Raw genomic sequence first — 21,279 nt, 5'->3', positions numbered from 1 at the left:
ATGTCGCAGGCAGCCCGGAATAGCCGGGAGCGGGAGAATGAAGCTCAGGGATATCGTCCCAGTAATGGTTACTATCTGGCAGGGATTTTTTTCTTCTTGATGGTGGTTGGTACCATCATATGGGGAGGATGGATGACACTGGACTGGATGAAAGATCCTAACCGATTGCCGCTCTCAAAGCTGGTGTTGACGGGTGAACGCCATTACACCACAAATGATGATGTAAGGCAGGCTATTTTGTCCTTGGGATCTCCTGAAACATTTATGACTCAGGATGTCAATGTCATTCAGAAAAAGATTGAACAATTGCCATGGATTCGGCAAGTCACTGTACGTAAACAATGGCCTGATGAACTTAAAATACATCTGGTAGAATACGTGCCTTATGCGCGCTGGAATGATACCCAACTATTAGATGCTGAAGGGCGGGTATTCAGCTTACCTATGGAGCGTAGTGCACATGGGCAATATCCGATGTTATATGGGCCAGAAGGCACAGAAAAAGACGTATTGAGTGAATATCACAAGATGGCGGATTTTCTTAAAAAAAACCAGATAAAACTAAAAGCAGTGATTATGACAGCACGTCGTTCCTGGCAACTCATATTGGATAACGATATCCGTTTAGAGCTAGGAAATCGAGTTGAAACAGAACGAATGAGACGTTTTGTTGAACTTTATCCTGTATTGCTGAAAAACACTGAAAAACGTGTGGCTTATGTTGACTTACGTTATGACAGCGGTGCGGCGGTAGGTTGGGCTCCTTTATTAACTGATACGCCGGTTTTAATGAACGGGCAAGAAAACAAACAGTGACGGATAATAATACAGAGACAGGCAGAATAGCGATGATCAAATCAACGGACAGAAAATTGGTAGTTGGCCTTGAAATCGGTACAGCAAAGGTATCTGCCCTGGTTGGTGAAATTCTGCCCGATGGTATGGTTAATATTATCGGAGTAGGAAGTTGCCCATCCCGCGGCATGGACAAAGGCGGAGTCAACGACCTTGAATCGGTCGTCAAATGCGTACAACGTGCGATTGATCAGGCCGAACTGATGGCGGATTGCCAGATTTCTTCAGTCTATCTGGCACTTTCCGGCAAGCATATTAGCTGCCAGAACGAAATAGGTATGGTACCGGTTTCGGAAGAAGAAGTGACACAAGATGATGTGGATAGTGTTGTCCATACCGCTAAGTCAGTTCGTGTTCGTGATGAGCACCGTATTTTGCATGTGATCCCACAGGAGTACGCGATTGACTATCAGGAGGGGATCAAAAATCCGGTTGGGCTTTCTGGTGTGCGTATGCAGGCGAAAGTCCACTTGATTACCTGCCATAACGACATGGCGAAAAACATTGTCAAAGCGGTTGAACGTTGTGGGTTGAAAGTTGATCAACTTATTTTTGCAGGACTGGCAGCAAGTTATGCTGTGTTAACCGAAGATGAACGTGAATTGGGGGTCTGTGTCGTTGATATCGGCGGCGGGACGATGGATATCGCGGTATATACCGGCGGCGCATTGCGCCATACCAAGGTTATTCCCTATGCAGGTAATGTCGTCACCAGTGATATCGCCTACGCGTTTGGTACTCCCCCCAGTGATGCTGAAACCATCAAAGTTCGTCATGGTTGCGCATTGGGTTCGATAGTGAGTAAGGATGAGAGTGTAGAAGTTCCAAGTGTGGGAGGTCGCCCTCCTCGTAGCTTGCAACGTCAAACACTGGCTGAAGTTATCGAGCCTCGTTATACCGAACTGCTGAATTTAGTGAACGATGAGATTTTGCGATTGCAGGAGCAATTGCGGCAGCAGGGAGTGAAACACCACCTGGCGGCAGGGATTGTCCTGACAGGGGGAGGAGCCCAGATTGATGGTCTGGCCGAGTGTGCTCAACGGGTATTCCATACCCAAGTTCGCATTGGCCGTCCCCTGAACATCACAGGGCTGACAGATTATGTGCAGGAGCCTTGCTACTCAACCGCAGTTGGGCTTCTGCATTATGGCAAAGAATCCCACCTTGGCGGAGATTCTGATGCCGATAAAAGAACGTCAGTGAGCGGCTGGTTTAAGAGAGTCAGCAACTGGCTGAAAAAAGAATTTTGATTTTTTATACAGAAGCCACGACAACCATGTCGTTGGCCTCGATATAAAGGCATAAAACGGAGAGAAATTATGTTTGAACCACTGGAATTAACCAACGACGCGGTGATTAAAGTCATCGGCGTCGGCGGCGGCGGCGGTAATGCTGTGGAGCACATGGTGCGTGAGCGTATTGAAGGCGTTGACTTCTTTGCGGTTAACACGGATGCTCAGGCGCTGCGTAAGTCGGCTGTTGGTCAGACTATCCAGATTGGCAACGGCATTACGAAAGGATTAGGCGCGGGTGCAAACCCTGAGGTTGGCCGTACTGCCGCGGAAGAAGACCGCGAATCACTGCGTACCGCACTGGAAGGTGCAGACATGGTATTTATTGCCGCAGGGATGGGAGGTGGTACGGGAACGGGGGCAGCACCGGTTGTGGCTGAAATTGCCAAAGAACTTGGCATTCTGACCGTTGCCGTCGTCACTAAGCCATTTAATTTCGAAGGCAAAAAACGTATGGCCTTCGCGGAACAAGGGATCACTGAACTGTCCAAACATGTGGACTCATTGATCACAATTCCAAATGATAAGTTATTGAAAGTTCTGGGGCGGGGCATTTCCCTATTGGATGCTTTCGGTGCAGCCAATGATGTTCTCAAAGGCGCCGTTCAGGGTATTGCCGAACTGATTACTCGCCCAGGTTTGATGAACGTTGACTTCGCTGACGTTCGTACCGTGATGTCAGAAATGGGTTACGCCATGATGGGATCTGGTATTGCACAGGGCGAAGATCGTGCGGAAGAAGCCGCAGAAATGGCGATTTCCAGCCCATTGTTGGAAGATATTGACCTTTCTGGTGCACGTGGTGTTCTGGTTAACATTACAGCGGGCTTTGACCTGCGTTTGGATGAATTTGAAACAGTGGGTAACACAATCCGTGCATTTGCTTCTGATAATGCGACGGTAGTTATCGGTACGTCACTGGACCCAGACATGAATGATGAGCTGCGTGTCACTGTTGTGGCAACTGGTATTGGCATGGACAAACGTCCAGAAATTACGCTGGTGACCAATAACAAGGCGCCTCAGGCAAACACGATTGATCGCCGTTACCCGCAGATGCCTGGCGGAATCTCTTCATTGTCTGATGAGAGCAAAACAGCAGCAAAAGTTGTTAATGATCAAAATGCACATACAAGCAAAGAGCCTGATTATCTGGACATTCCTGCCTTTTTGCGTAAGCAGGCTGATTGATTGCTAAAAAATTGGCTTCTCCGCTTTTTGTGCTAAACTATCCTGCCAATCATACCTTATAGTGATTGGCAGGATAAGTAACATTGCGAGATATAAACGATGATCAAACAAAGGACACTAAAACGTATTGTTCAGGCGACCGGCGTCGGTTTGCACACCGGTAAAAAAGTCACGCTGACAATGCGTCCAGCGCCGGCTAATACCGGGGTCATCTATCGTCGTACTGACTTGAATCCTCCGGTTGATTTTCCGGCGAATGCCAAATCTGTGCGTGATACCATGCTCTGTACTTGTCTGGTGAATGAGCATAATGTGCGTATTTCAACCGTTGAGCATTTGAATGCAGCGCTGGCAGGATTAGGGATCGACAATATTGTTATTGAAGTCGATGCACCCGAGATCCCGATTATGGATGGCAGCGCCAGCCCGTTTGTTTTCCTATTATTGGATGCGGGTATTGAAGAGCTGAATGTCGCGAAGAAATTCGTGCGCATGAAAGAAAGCATTCGTGTGGAAGAGGGTGATAAATGGGCTGAATTGGCACCCTATCATGGTTTCAGTCTGGATTTTACCATCGATTTTAATCATCCAGCGATTGATGCCAGTTCACAGCGCTATAGTCTGGATTTCTCTGCGGATTCATTTGTTCGCCAAATTAGCCGTGCGCGTACTTTTGGATTTATGCGCGATATTGAGTACTTACAATCCAAAGGCTTGTGCCTTGGTGGCAGCTTTGATTGTGCGATTGTCGTTGATGATTATCGTGTGCTCAATGAAGACGGCCTGCGTTTTGAAGATGAATTCGTCCGCCATAAGATGCTGGACGCCATCGGCGATCTGTTCATGTGTGGCTATAATATTATTGGCGCCTTTACTGCGTTCAAATCAGGCCATGCACTGAATAACAAATTGCTGCAAACCGTTTTGGCACATGAAAGCGCTTGGGAATTTGTCACATTTGACGATGAAGCTGAAATGCCATTGGCTTTCCGGGCTCCATCACTGGTGTTGGCATAATGGCTAACCTGTGTATTGATAAAGAATGTTGAGAACATTCCTATGATGCACCAGTGGGTTATGTTATCTATTACGCTCCTTTCGCTGATATTTTTCATTCAGCGTTAGCGCTTCTTTTTGGCTGTACTGGTACCCTCTCCGGCCAGCGCAGCCAACCGCTCCAATTTCCTTTTCAATCTTTCAGGGCTGTTTTCAGCCAGCATCATTAATGTTTTTGCACTTTCATGAGTGAGCTGGCGCTTTGGTAATTCCTGATTATCATTACTGAATGCTTTTGTTGATGATTTTGAGAAACCTTGCTCATTATTATCACACTTAACCATTAATGATGGGTTAATCCTGATGTCGATAGAGGATAAAGATGGTAGAATTTCGCTTCTCAATGTAGACAGCAAAACAGGAATTTCATACCGGAGCCGAGTCATCCAACTGGCATTTCCTGCTTCCAGTACCAGAATTTGTTTGCGATAATTGGCGACCCTGCACCACGGGTGCAATTGCGCAGGAAGCAAACTGAGAACAGCACGGTTGAGTTTCAATAATGCGATGGTATGTTGTTGAATGACTTGAAGTGGGCTTTTTCCGACAGTTGCCGCATCTTCAAACAGCTTATCCAGTGATTGTGGGCGGCTATCTCGCATAATAGAGGCAGTTCCAGTATTTATTAATGAAGGATTAATGAGTATTTTAAATCTTTGGCGACAATTTGGTAGGCGTTATTTTTGGTCTCACCTTTTGCTGGGCATGGTTGCCACAGGAATCGGTGCCCCTACTGTTTTCGCTGGAGTGGCAGAAAATCTGCATCATACCAATACTTCTTCTGCCCAAGGAAGCCGTACTCAAGCACTTTCTTCTTTTGAACACCTATTTAAATTACATTTGCTGCAATTAAAAAGTGTCCAGCGTCAACCCGCTAATTATTTAAATTACTGGCAGCAACATGCCGTTCGTAATGTGATCCGTCAACTTTCTTTTGTTTTTTCGGTTGCAGAGCCCGTCAGGAACGAAAGCGCAAACGAAAGTCATCGGGTTTCTTCACCATCCATGCAACAACTGATGCTGGATACGTTGCATGCCATACTGACACAAGCACCAGCACCCTTTGGAGAAATTATCCCGGATATTGCGGTGGTGGTTCTGGTGCTTCCTGATATCCATACTCCGGCTCTCTGGGTCGCCAAAGTTCAGGGAATTAGGGCTGGGCCAACGAACGCTTAATCATTTATTTTTGCTTTAATACTGCTGTCTTATTCATTCTAAGTTGAATATACCCGATAAACTTCAAGTTGCAGCTCACAAAATAAATGCCTCTTGAAGTGTGACGAGTATAGTTGAATAAGGCAATTTTGAAGAATGATTGATTGGCTACAACCATAGCCTTGTCTGAGATGCACTAATTATGCTGATTAAATTACTAACAAAAATTTTTGGTAGCCGTAATGACCGTACTTTGCGCCGTTTGCGCAAAATGGTTGATGTGATCAACCACATGGAACCGGATTTTGAAAAACTCTCTGATGAAGAGCTGAAAGCGAAAACGGCGCAATTTCATGCCCGTTTAAAAGAGGGAGAGTCACTGGATAAAATTCTGCCAGAAGCGTTTGCCACTGTGCGTGAGGCCAGTAAACGTGTATTTGGTATGCGTCACTTTGATGTGCAGTTACTGGGCGGGATGGTATTGAATGAACGCTGTATCGCAGAGATGCGCACAGGTGAAGGTAAAACACTGACCGCAACATTGCCGGCTTATCTGAACGCGTTAACTGGCAAAGGTGTTCATGTCGTTACTGTGAATGATTATCTGGCACAGCGCGATGCGGAAAATAACCGTCCACTGTTTGAATTCCTTGGCTTGAGTGTCGGCATTAACTTACCGGGTATGCCAGCACCGGCAAAGCGTGAAGCCTATGCTGCGGATATCACTTACGGTACTAATAATGAATTTGGTTTTGACTATCTGCGTGACAATATGGCCTTTAGTCCGGAAGAACGTGTTCAACGCAAGCTGCACTATGCGCTGGTGGATGAGGTTGACTCTATTCTGATCGATGAAGCGCGTACCCCATTGATTATTTCAGGGCCGGCGGAAGACAGTTCTGAGCTTTATATCAAAGTAGATAAGCTGATCCCGAATCTGGTTCGTCAGGAAAAAGAGGATTCGGATACCTTCCAGGGAGAAGGGCATTTCTCTGTTGATGAAAAATCACGTCAAGTCAACTTGACAGAGCGTGGTCTGGTACTGATTGAAGAGTTATTGGTGGATGCCAAATTGATGGATGAAGGCGAATCCTTGTATTCACCGACCAATATCATGCTGATGCACCATGTGACAGCCGCCCTGCGTGCTCATGCCCTGTTTACCCGTGATGTTGATTATATTGTTAAAGACGGCGAAGTTATCATCGTGGATGAACATACCGGGCGTACCATGCAAGGGCGCCGTTGGTCCGATGGCCTACACCAAGCCGTGGAAGCTAAAGAAGGTGTCGAAATTCAGAATGAAAACCAGACACTGGCTTCAATCACCTTCCAGAACTATTTCCGTTTATACGAAAAACTGGCAGGGATGACGGGCACAGCCGACACGGAAGCCTTTGAATTCAGTTCCATTTATAAACTAGATACCATCGTCATTCCAACCAATCGTCCAATGATCCGCCAGGACTTATCGGATCTGGTCTACATGACCGAAGCGGAAAAAATTGAAGCGATTATTGAAGATATCAAAGAGCGGACAAGCGCTGGCCAGCCTGTTTTGGTGGGGACCATCTCGATTGAAAAATCAGAACTTGTGTCCAAGGCATTGACTAAAGCTGGCATTAACCACAACGTACTGAACGCAAAATTCCATGCGATGGAAGCTGACATCATCGCGCAGGCGGGTCAGTCTGGCACCGTGACGATTGCAACCAACATGGCGGGACGTGGTACAGATATCATGTTGGGCGGAAGTTGGCAGGCGGAAGTCGCTAAGCTGGAAGAGCCAACGGAAGCGCAAATCGAGAAAATCAAGGCCGAGTGGCAAGAGCGCCATGACGCAGTGTTGGCAGCGGGCGGCTTACATATTGTCGGTACAGAGCGTCATGAATCACGCCGTATTGATAACCAGTTACGTGGTCGTGCGGGACGTCAGGGGGATGCGGGATCTTCACGCTTTTACCTCTCAATGGAAGACGCCTTGATGCGCATTTTTGCTTCCGATCGTGTGACGGGCATGATGCGTAAACTGGGTATGCAGCCGGGAGAAGCAATTGAACACCCGTGGGTGACTAAAGCGATTGCTAATGCCCAACGTAAAGTTGAGAGCCGCAACTTTGATATCCGTAAACAATTACTTGAATATGATGATGTTGCGAACGATCAGCGCCGCGCGATTTATGCTCAACGTAACGACTTGCTGGATGTCAGCGATGTCAGCGAAACCATCACCAGTATCCGCGAAGATGTCTTCAAGGTCACTATTGATGCTTATATTCCACCGCAATCATTGGAAGAAATGTGGGATGTTGAAGGCTTACAGGAGCGTTTAGTCAACGAGTTTGATTTGGATCTGCCGATTAAAGAGTGGCTGGACAAAGAGCCTCAATTACACGAAGAAACGTTGCGTGAACGTATTCTTGAAAAAGCGATCGAAATCTATCAGCAGAAAGAAGAGATCGTCGGTGCAGAAATGATGCGTAGTTTTGAAAAAGGCATCATGTTGCAAACCTTGGACACATTGTGGAAAGAGCACTTGGCTGCAATGGATTACCTGCGCCAAGGCATTCATCTGCGCGGTTATGCACAGAAAGATCCAAAACAGGAATACAAGCGTGAATCTTTTGCCATGTTTGCCAACATGCTGGAATCACTGAAATATGAAGTGATCAGTACCTTGAGCAAAGTCCAGGTTAGAATGCCGGAAGAAGTCGAGGCGCTTGAGCAACAGCGTCGTGAAGAGGCTGAACGTTTGGCAAGACAACAACATTTGAGCCATGAAGTTGAACAGGGTGCGTTGATGTCACAAGCTGAAGCTCAAATGGCAACGGGAGAGCGTAAAGTTGGCCGCAATGATCCTTGCCCATGTGGTTCTGGCAAAAAATATAAGCATTGCCACGGCCGCTTATAAGTAAAGTCAGTTGCACCAATAATATTAGTTGCACCAATAATAATAGTGTCAATGCACTGACGATCCCTGTCATCATTGGCACTGCTTGTTTAATGAAAACCCTTAAATCTTACTCTGCAAGAATATACTCATCGTACTTCAAGATACATTGACTATCTCCTCCGCGGCGCGGGGAGATAGTTAGCTGCTTTCATTTTGCAGACTGCAACTTGCAGTTTATAGGGTATATATTTCAATGAAATTTATTTGAGGAATAGCATGGAAAAAAAACACCTGCATATTGCAGCCGGTATCATTAAAAATAGTAATGATGAAATTTTTATCACTCAGCGTAGCGTTGATGCACACATGGGTGGCTTTTGGGAGTTTCCCGGAGGAAAACTTGAACAGGGAGAAACACCTGAACAAGCATTGATTCGAGAATTAAAAGAAGAGGTTGGGATCACGGTAACGCACTGTGAGTTAATTGACACCATCAAGCATGATTTCCCTGACAGAAGCATCACGCTGGATTTTTTCCTGGTTGACAAGTGGGAAGACGAGCCATTTGGTAAAGAAGGGCAACCTTCCCGTTGGGTTTTACAATCAGAGTTAGTTGCTGATGAATTTCCTCCGGCAAACCGTAGCATTGTAGGCTTTCTAACCCAAAATGGTTCCCGTTAAAACGTTTTTTAATATATTAACATTCTAATAATTCAATATGCCGCGGCACCAAATAAAATAGGCGCCGCTATGATATTCGTCATATTATATTGATAATATGACTTGGATTATTCTGGCTCTTCGCTCCAGTTATCATTTTCTGAACTGTCGCTTTGGCTGGGTATTTTCTTTTCCTCATTGGCCCATTCACCCAAGTCAATTAATTGGCAACGTTTGCTACAAAATGGGCGATATGGGCTAATTTCTCCCCATATTACCGTGTTGCCACACGTTGGACATTCGACAGTCAATACTTCAGACATATTACTTTTCTCCTGCTTGATTTGAAGGTGATACCTTCCATTTTCACGTCGCTGCAACCTGAAATCTATTGGGTATATGTTAACAGCAGGCCAATTCAAATGACAAATGGGCAGGTACAACACCATGCTCACTATCCATTGGTAAGAAACGGATGGCGAAACGTGTCTTATAGCCGGAGATTTGTGGGTAAACCAAAGCATTTGGTACAACATCCAATTTTAATCTTAGCAAATCGGCTTCATCTGCATTCCCTTGATAAAACCCGTTGTGGCTGGCTTTAGGGGTGAAAATGGCAGAGTGGCGTATGAGTTCCAGTATGCTTTCCAAGGCTTGTTGTAATGGGCGTAGGCTGTTTAGCCAGATTTTGACAGATTCATCCCTGACGGACTGTGGCAGATGTAGCCACAGATGCAGTGTTGGCAAGTCAAAACTACAACATCCACCGGGGATACTGAGTCGCTGGCGTACTATGCTGATCATACGATCTTCTTTAATATATTGACTAAGCCGAGGGGCTTGGTTTAAAGCAACACTGCGTTCTTTAAGTTGCTCCGTCAAACGATGGATCATAGCCGTATCGGCATTTGGCGCGCTGAGCCATTGTTTTAATTTTGTCTGCTGGCGATCTAACTCTTTTAATAGTTCAGAACGGACTTCACCACGTTCTAGGATCTCAATTAATTCGGCAATGGTACGGAAAAACGAGAGGCTACTGGCTTGAGAATCCAGATGGCGTTGTTGTTCCAACTGTTGCAATGAAGATTCAATCCTCAGCCATGAACGCATTTTTTCATTGAGTGGATGTTCAAAAATAATAGTGGAAGTTGCATCACTCATTATGTCACTCATTACGGTTTTCCTGTCTGACTGATTTTGCTTGTTTTAAATACTGTAGATGTAATTCGGCCACACGGGAGGTAATGCCCTGTTCACTGCTGTGGTTGACGATGACATCATCTGCCTTTTCCAGTCTGTCCTGACGGCTGGCCTGTGCAGCCAGAATATTTTCGACGTGCTCACGGCTCACTCCATCACGAGCCATTGTTCGGTTAATCTGTACTTCAGTTGGGACATCGACAACTAAAATACGATCTGCCAAGTGCATTAAGTTGTTTTCAATGAGTAGAGGAACCACCCATATGGCGTAGGGGGCTGTCACTTGGTTCAATTGCCGCTGTGTTTCTCTTTGGATCAGGGGATGTAACAGGGCATTGAGCCACTGTTTTTCTTCCGGGACAGCAAAAATTTTTTGGCGTAACATGGCGCGATTAAGGCTGCCATCGGGTAATAATATGTCGGGCCCAAAGTGCGCTGTGATTGCTTGTAATGCGGGAGTGCCAGGCGCTACAACGTCTCTGGCGATAATATCTGCATCAACAAGCGGGACACCAAGGGATGAAAATACATTAGAGATAGTCGTTTTACCGCTACCGATTCCACCTGTAAGTGCAACAATATAAGTCATTCTATCCCTTTAAATATCTCTGATAGCATAATCAAATTGTAACCCAAGGAAAGCTGATGAGCTATAAACAAACACCTACAATTCCTGTTATTGCGACCTTAAGAGAAAATAGCGAAACATGTAAATATCTTGTTACGTTAATATTGCGCCTAATTGAAAAATAGGCAGGTACATCGCCAGTAATAATAAACCAACAATCAAAGCCATTATCAGCATCAGTAAAGGCTCCAATAATTGAATCAAACTGTCAGCAAGGTTGATTGATTTTTCTTGATACCATTGTGCAAGACTGAATAGAAATAATTCTAATTCTCCTGACTCTTCACCTATCGTGACAAATTGTTGGCATAGCGAAGGGAAATAGGCTGTTTGTTTTAATGCCTCACTCATTGGAATGCCTTGTTGAATTTGTTTGTGCAGGCTTTTTACTCCAGCAATAAAAACAGGATGCTGAGTTGCATTTAGAGCACATTCAAGCCCTGTCATGAGCGTCAATCCCGCTTTTTGTGTCATAAACAGGATATGAAATATTTGATTAGCCTGTTGATAAATAGTGAGTTGCTTAAAAATGGGCAGTCTCAGAAAAAGCATTTTTTCTTTTGCTTTAAAAATGGGAAAACGATGGCGTAGCCATAGATAACTCATTAACGATATCAGTATTATTAACAGTAGTAATATCCCATGATGGATCAATAAATCAGAACCAGCTAGAACCCACTGAGTTAACAGAGGCAGAGTGGCATTTAATGAAGCATAGACTTGTCGAAATTCTGGCAGAACGAAAATCAACATCAAAATAATCACCAAAAGACTCACAAAAGCGACTATCAAGGGATAGCGATAGGCTTTCTGAATTTTCTTCTTCAATATATTCTGCTGTTCCAATCGATTAATGATTAATTGACAACAGTTTTCAAGCTGACCCGTTTGCTCGCCTACTGCGATAAGTTGGCAGAACAAGGGAGAAAATAGCTTCGGATAATATGCGAGTGTTGAGGAAAATGATTCTCCCTGACGAATTTTCTGAATCATATCCACCAATACACATCGCCAGAGAGCATATTTACACTCTTGCAATAAAATAGACAGTCCCTTGAGTAAAGGGATGCCGGATGTCAGTAATGTGCTTAACTGATGAATAAAATGTAGGCAATATGCCATTTCCTTTTTGCTGTAATAAATGATTTTTTTACATTTAATAGTATAGGGTTGAAGATCGAGATGGCTGAGGTGCTGGAACACACTTCTTTTGTTGTGACCAATACACTCTCCTTTTATTGCTTTGCCGTTCTGGTTAATTGCCTGCCATTGATAAATATATTCTATTTTCATACGGTTTCATGGCCTGTAATCTGATAAATCTCTTCAAGAGTCGTTATTCCTTTCTCCACTAATGTCAGCCCCGCTGAAAAAAGCGTTGCATTCTGCTGAGAAGCAAGTAAATGTGAAAGGCTGGCGTTAGAACACTCAGACAGAGTTTGCTGGAGTTCAGGTTTGACTTCGAGAAATTCATAGATGGCAGTTCTGCCGTAGTAGCCAGAAAAACAGTGATCACAACCTACTGCATGCCATTTTTTTATTGACAGCGGTTGTTTTATAGAACCCGATCTGGCAGAGACAGCTTCCTTTGTTGAGTAAATATTCTCTGAATGAACAGTATCAGGGATCACGGTAGGGATATTGTCTTGTTGTCGGCAATGGGGGCAGAGCTTACGCACCAGCCGTTGTGCGATGATTAATTTCACACATGAGGCTGTGGTATAGCCAGAGATCCCCAGATTACGCAGACGAGATAACGTATCAATAGTGGAATTGGTATGCAGTGTTGATAAAACCAAGTGCCCTGTTTGTGCTGCTTTCATTGATATTTCGGCGGTTTCGTTGTCACGGATCTCACCAACCATAATAATATCGGGATCTTGCCGTAATAATGCCCTGAGAACTTTAGCAAAATCGAGACCAATCTTGTTATTAACCGGTGTTTGGTTGATGCCATCCAAGGGAATTTCAACAGGATCTTCGACGCTACAAATATTCTTTTTAGCCTGGTTTAAATATTGCAGACAGCTATACAATGTGACCGTTTTCCCGCTGCCGGTTGGTCCCGTTACTAAAATCATTCCTTGTGGTAAATGGAGTTTCTGTTTTAAAAGTTGTAATTGTGATTCAGGCAAACCCAATTGCTCTAAGGATAATTGGTGTATGGTATTTAAAATACGCAGGACTATTTTTTCTCCATGTAGTGTAGGGAGTGTTGATATCCGTATCGCATAACTGTTTTTGTTGTCACTCCAGTCAAATTGCCCATCTTGTGGCTGACGTTTTTCAGCAATGTTGAGTTTTGCCATGATTTTTAAGCGGGCAGGAATACCGGTATTCATTTGAGGAGGAGGTGCCTGCATGGAATGCAATGCACCATCAACTCGAATACGTATCTGATAGCCACGTTGAGAAGGCTCAAGGTGAATATCTGAAGCCCTTTTTTGTATTGAAGTTAAGATCGTCTGGTTAATTAGCTGAATAACCGGGGTGTCTATTTCCTCATCATGGAGATCATTTGTTTGCATTAGATTATGATGACGGGAATGATTGCTATCAAGGTGCTCTATGCGATACGGTTCCTCTTCATCACTTTCTGAACAGTAATTCTTTGCTGATATTAATGAATTTTCTTGTGTCAGCATGGATTCTATTTTTGCTTGTGGCCAAATATCGACATTAACGATTAAACCTGAAATAAATCTTAGTGCAGCGATGAAATCTTCATTAGGTGATTGGCTACAGGCAATGGTGATCGTGTGAGAGTCTTTTTTTATAACAATCGCCTGATGCCGTTGGCATAGTTCTTTTATTTCTTTTTCCATCAAGAGATGATCCTTATTTATCATGATCTTTATTCCTTTGATATTGGTGTGACTTAATAATTTCTCTTCAATTTAAAGCTGATTAGCTGTGAAAAGTGATGCTTAAAATTTCAAAGTTTCCTGACATTTTATTTTTAACGATTCATTTTCAGACTCACAAATCGCTTTCCATTGGGTAAGGCCAGTTTTCGTATCTTGGCTGGGTCTCAATGTGGCATGAAGTCCATTGAGATTCTGTTGTCCCAATACAGTTATTTCTCCCTCTTTCACTGAGATGGTGTTGATATAACGGCTATTGTGACCTGATGGAATCGAGGGATGGCCAGAGTGGCAATCTTTGTAATTTTCAGCTTCGAAGCGACACAGTTCCACACCGGATTTATAAGGCACAATAGCTTGTAGCATATCGGTTAATGCCGCTTTTTGGATATATCCCTGATAACTGGGAATGGCAATGGCTCCGAGAATAGATACGATAGCCATAACAACCATCACTTCAATTAATGTAAATCCTTGTTGTTTCATTTTTTCTCCTTTATGTGTATTTGGACAGTTTGCTAGGTTCAATAGCAGATATCCCCTTCATCTTTTCAGTTGCAAACTATTGGGTCTGAATGTCGGTGCCAATAAGCATGGAGAAAAATAAGAGAAATAAAATATCGTTAGTAAAATTTATGAAGCCGACTCGAAAAAATAACCTTATGTTGCATTTTTTTGCAAAAATTTTTCGAGTTCACTCATAAATAAAAAAACGTCAGAAATATTGGCTGGCTGATTGAAGGCGCTAACATGCTAAGCTGTTACACTTTAAGGGGGAGTAAAAGAATGAAGCTACATGAAGGATGGATTGAGGGAGTAAGAAAAGTTATTTCTCCACATTGTGATCTTCGCCCAGAGGGAGAGATGCCATCATTATTGGTCATTCATAATATCAGCTTACCTCCCGGTAAGTTTGGTGGCCCTTATATTGATCAATTATTTATGGGAACACTGGACCCTAAAGATGATCCTTTTTTTGATGAGATCAAGCACTTGTGTGTTTCTGCTCATTGCTTAATTCGGCGTGATGGAGAGATTGTGCAATATGTTCCTTTTAATAAAAGAGCTTGGCATGCTGGCGTTTCTTGCTACTGTGACCGTGATACATGTAATGATTTTTCGATAGGCATCGAACTGGAAGGCACAGATTATGAGGAGTTTACTGAAATTCAGTACACTAAATTAACCGAAGTTACTGAGCTACTTATTAGTCAATATCCTGATATTCGTAACAATATTACCGGGCACAGTGATATCGCGCCAGGCAGGAAAACTGATCCTGGGCCTTATTTTTACTGGGAACATTACCGTCAATTATTGAAGGAGCGAGTTGGATGACTCTCTTTATTCTATTATTAATACTGGCATGGGAACGTGTTTTTAAGTTGGGAGATCACTGGCAACTGGGACGCTATTTAGCACCGTTTTTTGTCAGACTCAGGTCACATTCACTATGGGGCAGTCTGGGTATGACCTTGCTGGTCGCCTTATTAACGTGGAAACTGATTGATATTTTCAGCGCTGTTGCTTTTGGCATTCCCGCCATTGTGCTAGGTATTATTATCAGTTTGTTATGTATTGGTGCAGGTGGGCTGCGTCATGATTACCGTGGATATCTCCAGGCTGTGCGTCAAGCTGATCTTGAACAGCAGAATAACTACCTTGCCCGTCTGACGAGGATTCAGGGAACGTTACCTGATACCACAAAAGAGGAGCGGTTGCGCGAGATACAGAATTCATTGATCTGGACAAATTTTCGTTATTATCTTGCTCCTATTTTTTGGTTGGCTGTGTTGGGTAAATGGGGGCCGGCTATTTTGATGGGGTATGGCTGCCTTAGCGCTTACCAAGGCTGGTTGGCACAGCATGCCACCGCAGTGCAGAGAGCACAATCGGGCGTTGATGGCATATTGCATTGGCTGGATTGGCTTCCGGCACGTTTGGCGGGTATTACCTATGCTTTATTAGGGCATGGTGAGAAAGCCTTACCCGCTTGGATTGCATCACTTACTGATTTTCGCTCATCGCAATACAAGGTCGTCAGTCAATTGGCTCAATTTGCCTTAAGCAAGGAGCCTCATCTTAATCCGGTAGAAACCCCTGTTGCTGCGGTAACATTAGCAAAAAAGGCGACTTTTACTATTGTGATTATTGTTGCATTGTTAACGATTTATGGCGCATTAGTTTAACAATGAAAGGATCGGGAGCTGGTGTTAGCAATCATCTGTTCCCTATCTTTGTTATTTTATTTACACATGATTGTGCAGAATAATTTCAGTTTTTCATTTGTTGATTATTGTTGAATAATATATTTTCTTTTTTTATCTTTATGTTATTTCGTTATTTCGTTATTCCGAGTGTTGGGTGTTGTTATTTATTTTGTTAATATAATGGGGTTTTATTATATAAGTAAAATTTTTTATTAAGTTATCACTGAACGTTTTTTTATTTTAGGTGATATTTTGACATTCTGTGGAAATGTACTAATTTAAAGATAAGGGAGTTGTCATTTTTTATTTGAGGGTAAAATTATGAAAGATTATGATGTGCAATATTATTATTGTAATGATGAGGTTATTACAATTAAAAATTATACTGAACATTCATTTAAACTAATAGAGGCAAAATTGAATTCAGGGTATTGGAACAAATACCCGCAACATCTTATTCCTTCTCAAAAAAAAGTAACATGTTGTTGGGGTAGGTATGTTTTTAAGGGAGTATCAGGAAAGATAAAGTATGAATTCATCGATAAATTTGATGGCAAGCTTCATTTTCCACAATATATAGATATAAATTTTGGTTCACCTTATATTGGTCAACCTGTTTGTAATGTTTATTGTTATTTACAGTATGGTGATCAACAATACCCACTTGGGAAATACGATCTATTATATTCTGTGAATTTTCCAATATCTGGTGTGTTCAATGCTATAATTATATTGGCGCCACCAGGTACTACTGATATGGATAATCTTCCTGATTTGCCAGAGCATAATGAATAATAAGATAATAGTGATGTTGATTGTAAATATAAATAGTGATTTAGAACAGAAAATTGATATTTACTTTAGTTTCCCATTTTCTATCTTTGATAAAAATCATTGTGAAATTTCATTTTATGGGCTGCCTGAATTTGGATTTTAGAGTTTATAATAATTCCGGATATTTTCCCGATCCTACACTTGTAATGGCAAAGAAAGATACTAATTTTGATGATATTCCTGATTTGCCATTATATACGGGGCAATAATTTTTAGATAATATATAAATAATTATCATTAAAATTTATGATTAACATTGTATTTTTAACAGTTAGAGCATGAAGATTGAACTCATCATTAACATTAATAAACTACAATTTATGAGTGGCTAATTCCTGGTTATGGCAATGAAATGCTGTTATCGGGAATTTTTTTATGGCGTTAATAAGCAGCTTTCATCTTGAAAGCTGTAACTTGAAGTTGATGGGGGTTATATTTTTAAAATGGTTACTGATTGATTTTTCTCATCTATGCGTTATACGAACGTTAAATACCATCAGATTGCCCGCCTAAAAAGTACTCTCCGGTTATAATTTTCTGATAAAATTTAAAATAGTTTGTTAAAATTTGCAGATTTTTATGATTTAGCTCAAGGTCTTTATAGACAGCTAGTGAATACTTTGTTACTTTAAGACCCTGTACTCTAAATTGGTATTACCAATTGACTTTGGCCCATTAGCCAGAGTTTAGTGACTGACGCTTAGTTGAGTAGAGTATATAGCCCGAAGCAACATTGACTCATTGAATGGCTTACAGCAGATATGGCCTATAGCAAGATTCGCCAACCAAAGTTATCAGATGTGATTGAGCAGCGTCTTGAACAGCTCATTCTCGAAGGCTCGCTACGCCCGGGAGAAAAACTGCTGCCTGAGCGTGAGCTGGCAAAGCAGTTTGAAGTATCACGTCCTTCATTGCGCGAAGCCATTCAAAAATTGGAAGCCAAAGGCTTTCTTTTCCGTCGTCAAGGGGGAGGAACTTTCGTACAGAACAATCTGTGGCAGAGTTTCAGCGACCCGCTTGCCCAACTTATTGCAGAGAATCAAGAATCCCAGTTCGATCTCCTTGAAGCGCGCCATGCGCTAGAGGGGATTGCGGCTTATTATGCCGCCCTTAGGGGAACTGATGAGGATTTCAAACGCATTGAGCAAAGCCATCTCGCGATCCAAGTCGCACAGCAAAGTGGTGATGTGAATGCGGAATCTGATGCTGTCCTGCAATATCAGCTTGTTGTCACGGAAGCTGCCCATAACGTGGTATTGCTGCATTTATTGCGCTGTATGATCCCTATGTTAGAACAAAATATCAGGCGCAATTTTGATGTCATCTATACCCGTAAAGAAATGCTGGCGGCCGTCAGTGACCATAGGGCTGAGATTTTTCACTCTATCATGGCGAGAGAACCGGAAAAAGCCCGTGAGGCTTCGCATCGCCATTTGGCCTTTATTGAAGAAGTTTTATTGGATCTGACTCGTGAACAGACTCGGCGTGAGCGTTCATTGAGGCGGCTCCAGCAACATCAGGAATAAGAACCTGTCCCTTGGGGCGTCATAGACAAATTAAATTCCCGAATGGGGTAGGTTCTAAACTTGACTGTACAGATCCTGACTGCTGCGTTTGTACAGTTCGTCGACTCTTTATCCAAGAGTTTTAGCGGCAATATACAGCAGGGCCTATCTTCCGGTCATAACAGGCAGTTTCGTCAAAGGGTATGACCAGAAGATAGGCTCCAATAACCATTAGAAATAGATAACAGATAAGGAATACACCATGTCAGATATTTTGAAAAATGACGTGGACCCGATCGAAACTCGCGATTGGTTACAGGCGATCGAATCGGTCATCCGTGAAGAAGGTGTTGAGCGTGCTCAGTTCCTGATTGATCAGGTTTTGAATGAAGCTCGTAAAGGTGGCGTTAGCGTTGCCGCAGGTACTGCAAGCCGCGATTACATCAACACCATTCCTGTTGAAGATGAGCCTGCTTACCCTGGCAACATGGATTTAGAGCGTCGTATCCGCTCTGCTATCCGCTGGAATGCCGTGATGACCGTTCTGCGTGCATCCAAAAAAGATCTGGAACTGGGTGGTCACATGGCTTCATTCCAGTCTTCCGCTACTGTTTATGACGTTTGTTTTAACCACTTCTTCCGCGCTCGTAATGAAAATGATGGCGGCGACTTGGTGTACTTCCAGGGCCACATTTCTCCGGGCGTTTACGCACGTGCATTCCTTGAAGGTCGTCTGACTGAAGAGCAGATGAACAACTTCCGTCAGGAAATCGGGGGTAATGGCCTGTCTTCTTACCCGCATCCAAAACTGATGCCTGACTTCTGGCAGTTCCCGACTGTTTCAATGGGTCTGGGTCCAATCTCCGCGATTTATCAGGCTAAGTTCCTGAAATATCTGGAACATCGTGGCCTGAAAGATACCTCTAAACAAACTGTTTACGCTTTCTTGGGCGACGGTGAAATGGATGAGCCAGAATCCAAAGGTGCGATCACTATCGCAACCCGTGAGAAACTGGATAATCTGGTCTTCATCATCAACTGTAACTTGCAGCGTCTGGATGGCCCAGTCACCGGTAACGGCAAAATTGTTAACGAACTGGAAGGCATCTTCGCCGGTGCTGGCTGGCAGGTACTGAAAGTCCTGTGGGGTGAGCGTTGGGACGCACTGCTGCGTAAAGACACCAGCGGTAAACTGGTTCAATTGATGAACGAAACCCTGGATGGCGACTACCAGACATTCAAGTCCAAAGATGGCGCTTATGTCCGTGAGCACTTCTTCGGCCGTTACCCAGAAACGGCTGCATTGGTCAAAGATATGACTGATGACGAAATTTGGGCACTGAACCGTGGTGGTCATGATCCGAAGAAAGTTTATGCTGCACTGAATAAAGCACAGAATACTACGGGTCAACCAACGGTCATCCTGGCTCAGACCATCAAAGGTTACGGCATGGGTGATACCGCTGAAGGTAAAAACATTGCCCATCAGGTCAAGAAAATGAACATGGAAGGCGTTCGCCACTTCCGCGATCGTTTCAATGTGCCTGTCTCTGACGAACAGATCGACAGCCTGCCATACGTGACTTTCGATAAAGATTCTGAAGAATCTAAATACCTGCATGAGCGCCGTAATGCACTGGGTGGTTACCTGCCAAGCCGTCGCGTGAACTTCGACGAGAAACTGGAAATCCCAGCGCTGGAAGAATTCAGCTCCCTGTTGGAAGAACAATCCAAAGAAATTTCTACCACTATCGCTTTCGTTCGTGCGCTGAATGTCATGCTGAAGAACAAGTCGATCAAAGATCGTCTGGTTCCAATCATTGCTGACGAAGCACGTACCTTCGGTATGGAAGGTCTGTTCCGTCAAATCGGTATCTACAGCCCGAATGGTCAGCAGTATACGCCGCAAGACCGTGAGCAGGTTGCATACTATAAAGAAGATGCAAAAGGTCAGATCCTGCAAGAAGGTATCAACGAACTGGGTGCGGCTTCATCTTGGCTGGCGGCGGCAACGTCTTACAGCACCAACAACCTGCCAATGATCCCGTTCTATATCTACTACTCCATGTTCGGGTTCCAGCGTATCGGTGATCTGTGCTGGGCAGCAGGTGACCAACAAGCTCGTGGCTTCCTGGTGGGTGGGACTTCTGGTCGTACCACGCTGAACGGTGAAGGTTTGCAGCACGAAGATGGTCACAGCCACATTCAGTCCCTGACTATTCCTAACTGTATCTCTTATGACCCTGCATTCGCTTATGAAGTGGCTGTTATCATGCATGATGGTCTGGAGCGTATGTATGGTGAGAAACAAGAGAATATCTACTACTACATCACCACTCTGAACGAAAACTACCACATGCCAGCTATGCCGCAAGGGGCTGAAGAAGGTATCCGTAAAGGTATCTACAAGCTGGAAAGCCTGGAAGGCGAGAAAGGTAAAGTGCAGTTGCTGGGTTCTGGTTCTATCCTGCGTCATGTTCGTGAAGCCGCGAAGATCCTGTCTGCGGAATACGGCGTTGGCTCAGACGTCTACAGCGTAACTTCCTTCACTGAACTGGCTCGTGATGGTCAGGATTGTGAGCGTTGGAACATGCTGCATCCATCAGAAGAACCTCGCGTTCCTTATATTGCTCAGATCATGAACGAAGCGCCAGCGGTTGCTTCCACTGACTACATGAAACTGTTTGCAGAACAAGTGCGTAACTTTGTGCCTTCAAGCGAGTTCCGTGTACTGGGTACTGACGGTTTCGGTCGTTCTGACAGCCGTGAAAACCTGCGTCATCACTTTGAAGTTGATGCTTCTTATGTGGTTGTTGCAGCGCTGGGTGAACTGGCTAAACGTGGCGAAGTTGATGTGAAAGTCGTTGAAGAAGCTATCAATAAATACAACATCAACCCAGAAAAAGTTAACCCACGTCTGGCATAAGAGGTAA

General features: G+C 43.7%; 19 protein-coding genes. 12 read left to right on the top strand and 7 right to left on the bottom strand.

Annotated features, from left to right (window positions below; translation table 11 throughout):
• From ftsQ to lpxC, 4 genes are all read left to right on the top strand, one after another.
• On the top strand, positions 1–816 hold the full coding sequence (gene ftsQ / locus XDD1_RS13935) for a cell division protein FtsQ (protein WP_045972086.1): 816 nt from the start codon (positions 1–3) through the stop codon (positions 814–816).
• Between the two features lie 32 nt (positions 817–848).
• Positions 849–2,105: a cell division protein FtsA gene (gene ftsA / locus XDD1_RS13930; RefSeq protein ID WP_045972084.1), complete on the top strand. Its 1,257-nt coding sequence runs from the start codon at positions 849–851 to the stop codon at positions 2,103–2,105.
• Between the two features lie 69 nt (positions 2,106–2,174).
• A complete protein-coding gene (ftsZ, locus tag XDD1_RS13925; protein WP_045972082.1) occupies positions 2,175–3,338 on the top strand; it encodes a cell division protein FtsZ in 1,164 nt (387 codons plus the stop codon).
• Between the two features lie 99 nt (positions 3,339–3,437).
• Positions 3,438–4,355, top strand: a complete 918-nt coding sequence (gene lpxC, locus XDD1_RS13920; RefSeq protein WP_045972080.1) for a UDP-3-O-acyl-N-acetylglucosamine deacetylase — start codon at positions 3,438–3,440, stop codon at positions 4,353–4,355.
• Positions 4,356–4,459: 104 nt separating this feature from the next.
• Here lpxC and XDD1_RS13915 read toward each other — a convergent pair whose 3' ends face one another.
• A complete protein-coding gene (locus tag XDD1_RS13915) occupies positions 4,460–4,996 on the bottom strand; it encodes a DUF721 domain-containing protein (protein WP_045972078.1) in 537 nt (178 codons plus the stop codon).
• 37 nt (positions 4,997–5,033) lie between these two features.
• On the opposite strand from XDD1_RS13915, the gene secM reads away from it, so the two are divergent.
• The 3 genes from secM (at position 5,034) to mutT (ending at position 9,126) form a co-directional block, all read left to right on the top strand.
• Positions 5,034–5,573, top strand: a complete 540-nt coding sequence (gene secM, locus XDD1_RS13910; RefSeq protein WP_045972077.1) for a secA translation cis-regulator SecM — start codon at positions 5,034–5,036, stop codon at positions 5,571–5,573.
• A 181-nt stretch (positions 5,574–5,754) separates the two neighbouring features.
• On the top strand, positions 5,755–8,463 hold the full coding sequence (secA, locus tag XDD1_RS13905) for a preprotein translocase subunit SecA (RefSeq protein WP_045972075.1): 2,709 nt from the start codon (positions 5,755–5,757) through the stop codon (positions 8,461–8,463).
• A gap of 258 nt (positions 8,464–8,721) precedes the next feature.
• Positions 8,722–9,126 (top strand): 8-oxo-dGTP diphosphatase MutT, encoded by a 405-nt coding sequence (mutT, locus tag XDD1_RS13900; RefSeq protein WP_045972073.1) that lies wholly within the window; start codon positions 8,722–8,724, stop codon positions 9,124–9,126.
• A 107-nt stretch (positions 9,127–9,233) separates the two neighbouring features.
• Here the strand turns inward: mutT and yacG are convergent, their stop codons facing one another.
• The 6 genes from yacG to ppdD all read right to left on the bottom strand — a co-directional run bounded on the left by yacG (position 9,234) and on the right by ppdD (position 14,283).
• Complete coding sequence (gene yacG, locus XDD1_RS13895; protein ID WP_045972071.1) at positions 9,234–9,428, bottom strand: DNA gyrase inhibitor YacG; 195 nt, start codon at positions 9,426–9,428, stop codon at positions 9,234–9,236.
• A 79-nt stretch (positions 9,429–9,507) separates the two neighbouring features.
• The gene (zapD, locus tag XDD1_RS13890; protein WP_045973627.1) at positions 9,508–10,266 is read right to left on the bottom strand and encodes a cell division protein ZapD; all 759 of its coding nucleotides are present in this window, start codon (positions 10,264–10,266) and stop codon (positions 9,508–9,510) included.
• 4 nt (positions 10,267–10,270) lie between these two features.
• Positions 10,271–10,894 carry a dephospho-CoA kinase gene (gene coaE / locus XDD1_RS13885; RefSeq protein ID WP_045972070.1) on the bottom strand — a complete coding sequence of 208 codons (624 nt, stop codon included), beginning with the start codon at positions 10,892–10,894 and terminating at the stop codon, positions 10,271–10,273.
• 132 nt (positions 10,895–11,026) lie between these two features.
• Entirely contained in the window at positions 11,027–12,226 is a 1,200-nt protein-coding gene (gene hofC / locus XDD1_RS13880; protein ID WP_045972067.1) for a protein transport protein HofC, read from the bottom strand.
• Positions 12,223–13,782, bottom strand: a complete 1,560-nt coding sequence (gene gspE, locus XDD1_RS13875; protein WP_045972066.1) for a type II secretion system protein GspE — start codon at positions 13,780–13,782, stop codon at positions 12,223–12,225. The genes hofC and gspE overlap by 4 nt, the downstream gene beginning before the upstream one ends.
• Before the next feature lie 78 nt (positions 13,783–13,860).
• A complete protein-coding gene (gene ppdD / locus XDD1_RS13870) occupies positions 13,861–14,283 on the bottom strand; it encodes a prepilin peptidase-dependent pilin (RefSeq protein ID WP_045972064.1) in 423 nt (140 codons plus the stop codon).
• Between the two features lie 300 nt (positions 14,284–14,583).
• Here ppdD and ampD point away from each other — a divergent pair, with 300 nt between their 5' ends.
• The 5 genes from ampD (at position 14,584) to aceE (ending at position 21,272) form a co-directional block, all read left to right on the top strand.
• Complete coding sequence (ampD, locus tag XDD1_RS13865; protein WP_045972062.1) at positions 14,584–15,135, top strand: 1,6-anhydro-N-acetylmuramyl-L-alanine amidase AmpD; 552 nt, start codon at positions 14,584–14,586, stop codon at positions 15,133–15,135.
• Positions 15,132–15,986 (top strand): beta-lactamase regulator AmpE, encoded by an 855-nt coding sequence (ampE, locus tag XDD1_RS13860; RefSeq protein ID WP_045972060.1) that lies wholly within the window; start codon positions 15,132–15,134, stop codon positions 15,984–15,986. Before ampD ends, ampE begins: the two co-directional genes overlap by 4 nt.
• Positions 15,987–16,328: 342 nt before the next feature.
• Positions 16,329–16,802 (top strand): hypothetical protein, encoded by a 474-nt coding sequence (locus XDD1_RS13855; RefSeq protein WP_045972058.1) that lies wholly within the window; start codon positions 16,329–16,331, stop codon positions 16,800–16,802.
• 800 nt (positions 16,803–17,602) lie between these two features.
• A complete protein-coding gene (gene pdhR, locus XDD1_RS13850) occupies positions 17,603–18,367 on the top strand; it encodes a pyruvate dehydrogenase complex transcriptional repressor PdhR (RefSeq protein ID WP_045972056.1) in 765 nt (254 codons plus the stop codon).
• A 241-nt stretch (positions 18,368–18,608) separates the two neighbouring features.
• A complete protein-coding gene (gene aceE / locus XDD1_RS13845; protein ID WP_045972054.1) occupies positions 18,609–21,272 on the top strand; it encodes a pyruvate dehydrogenase (acetyl-transferring), homodimeric type in 2,664 nt (887 codons plus the stop codon).
• Positions 21,273–21,279 lie beyond the last annotated feature (7 nt).

This window comes from Xenorhabdus doucetiae, from assembly GCF_000968195.1.
GTDB lineage: Bacteria > Pseudomonadota > Gammaproteobacteria > Enterobacterales > Enterobacteriaceae > Xenorhabdus > Xenorhabdus doucetiae.
The sequence above is the reverse complement of the archived record's forward strand: the minus strand, read 5'-3'. Positions and strand labels throughout refer to the sequence as shown.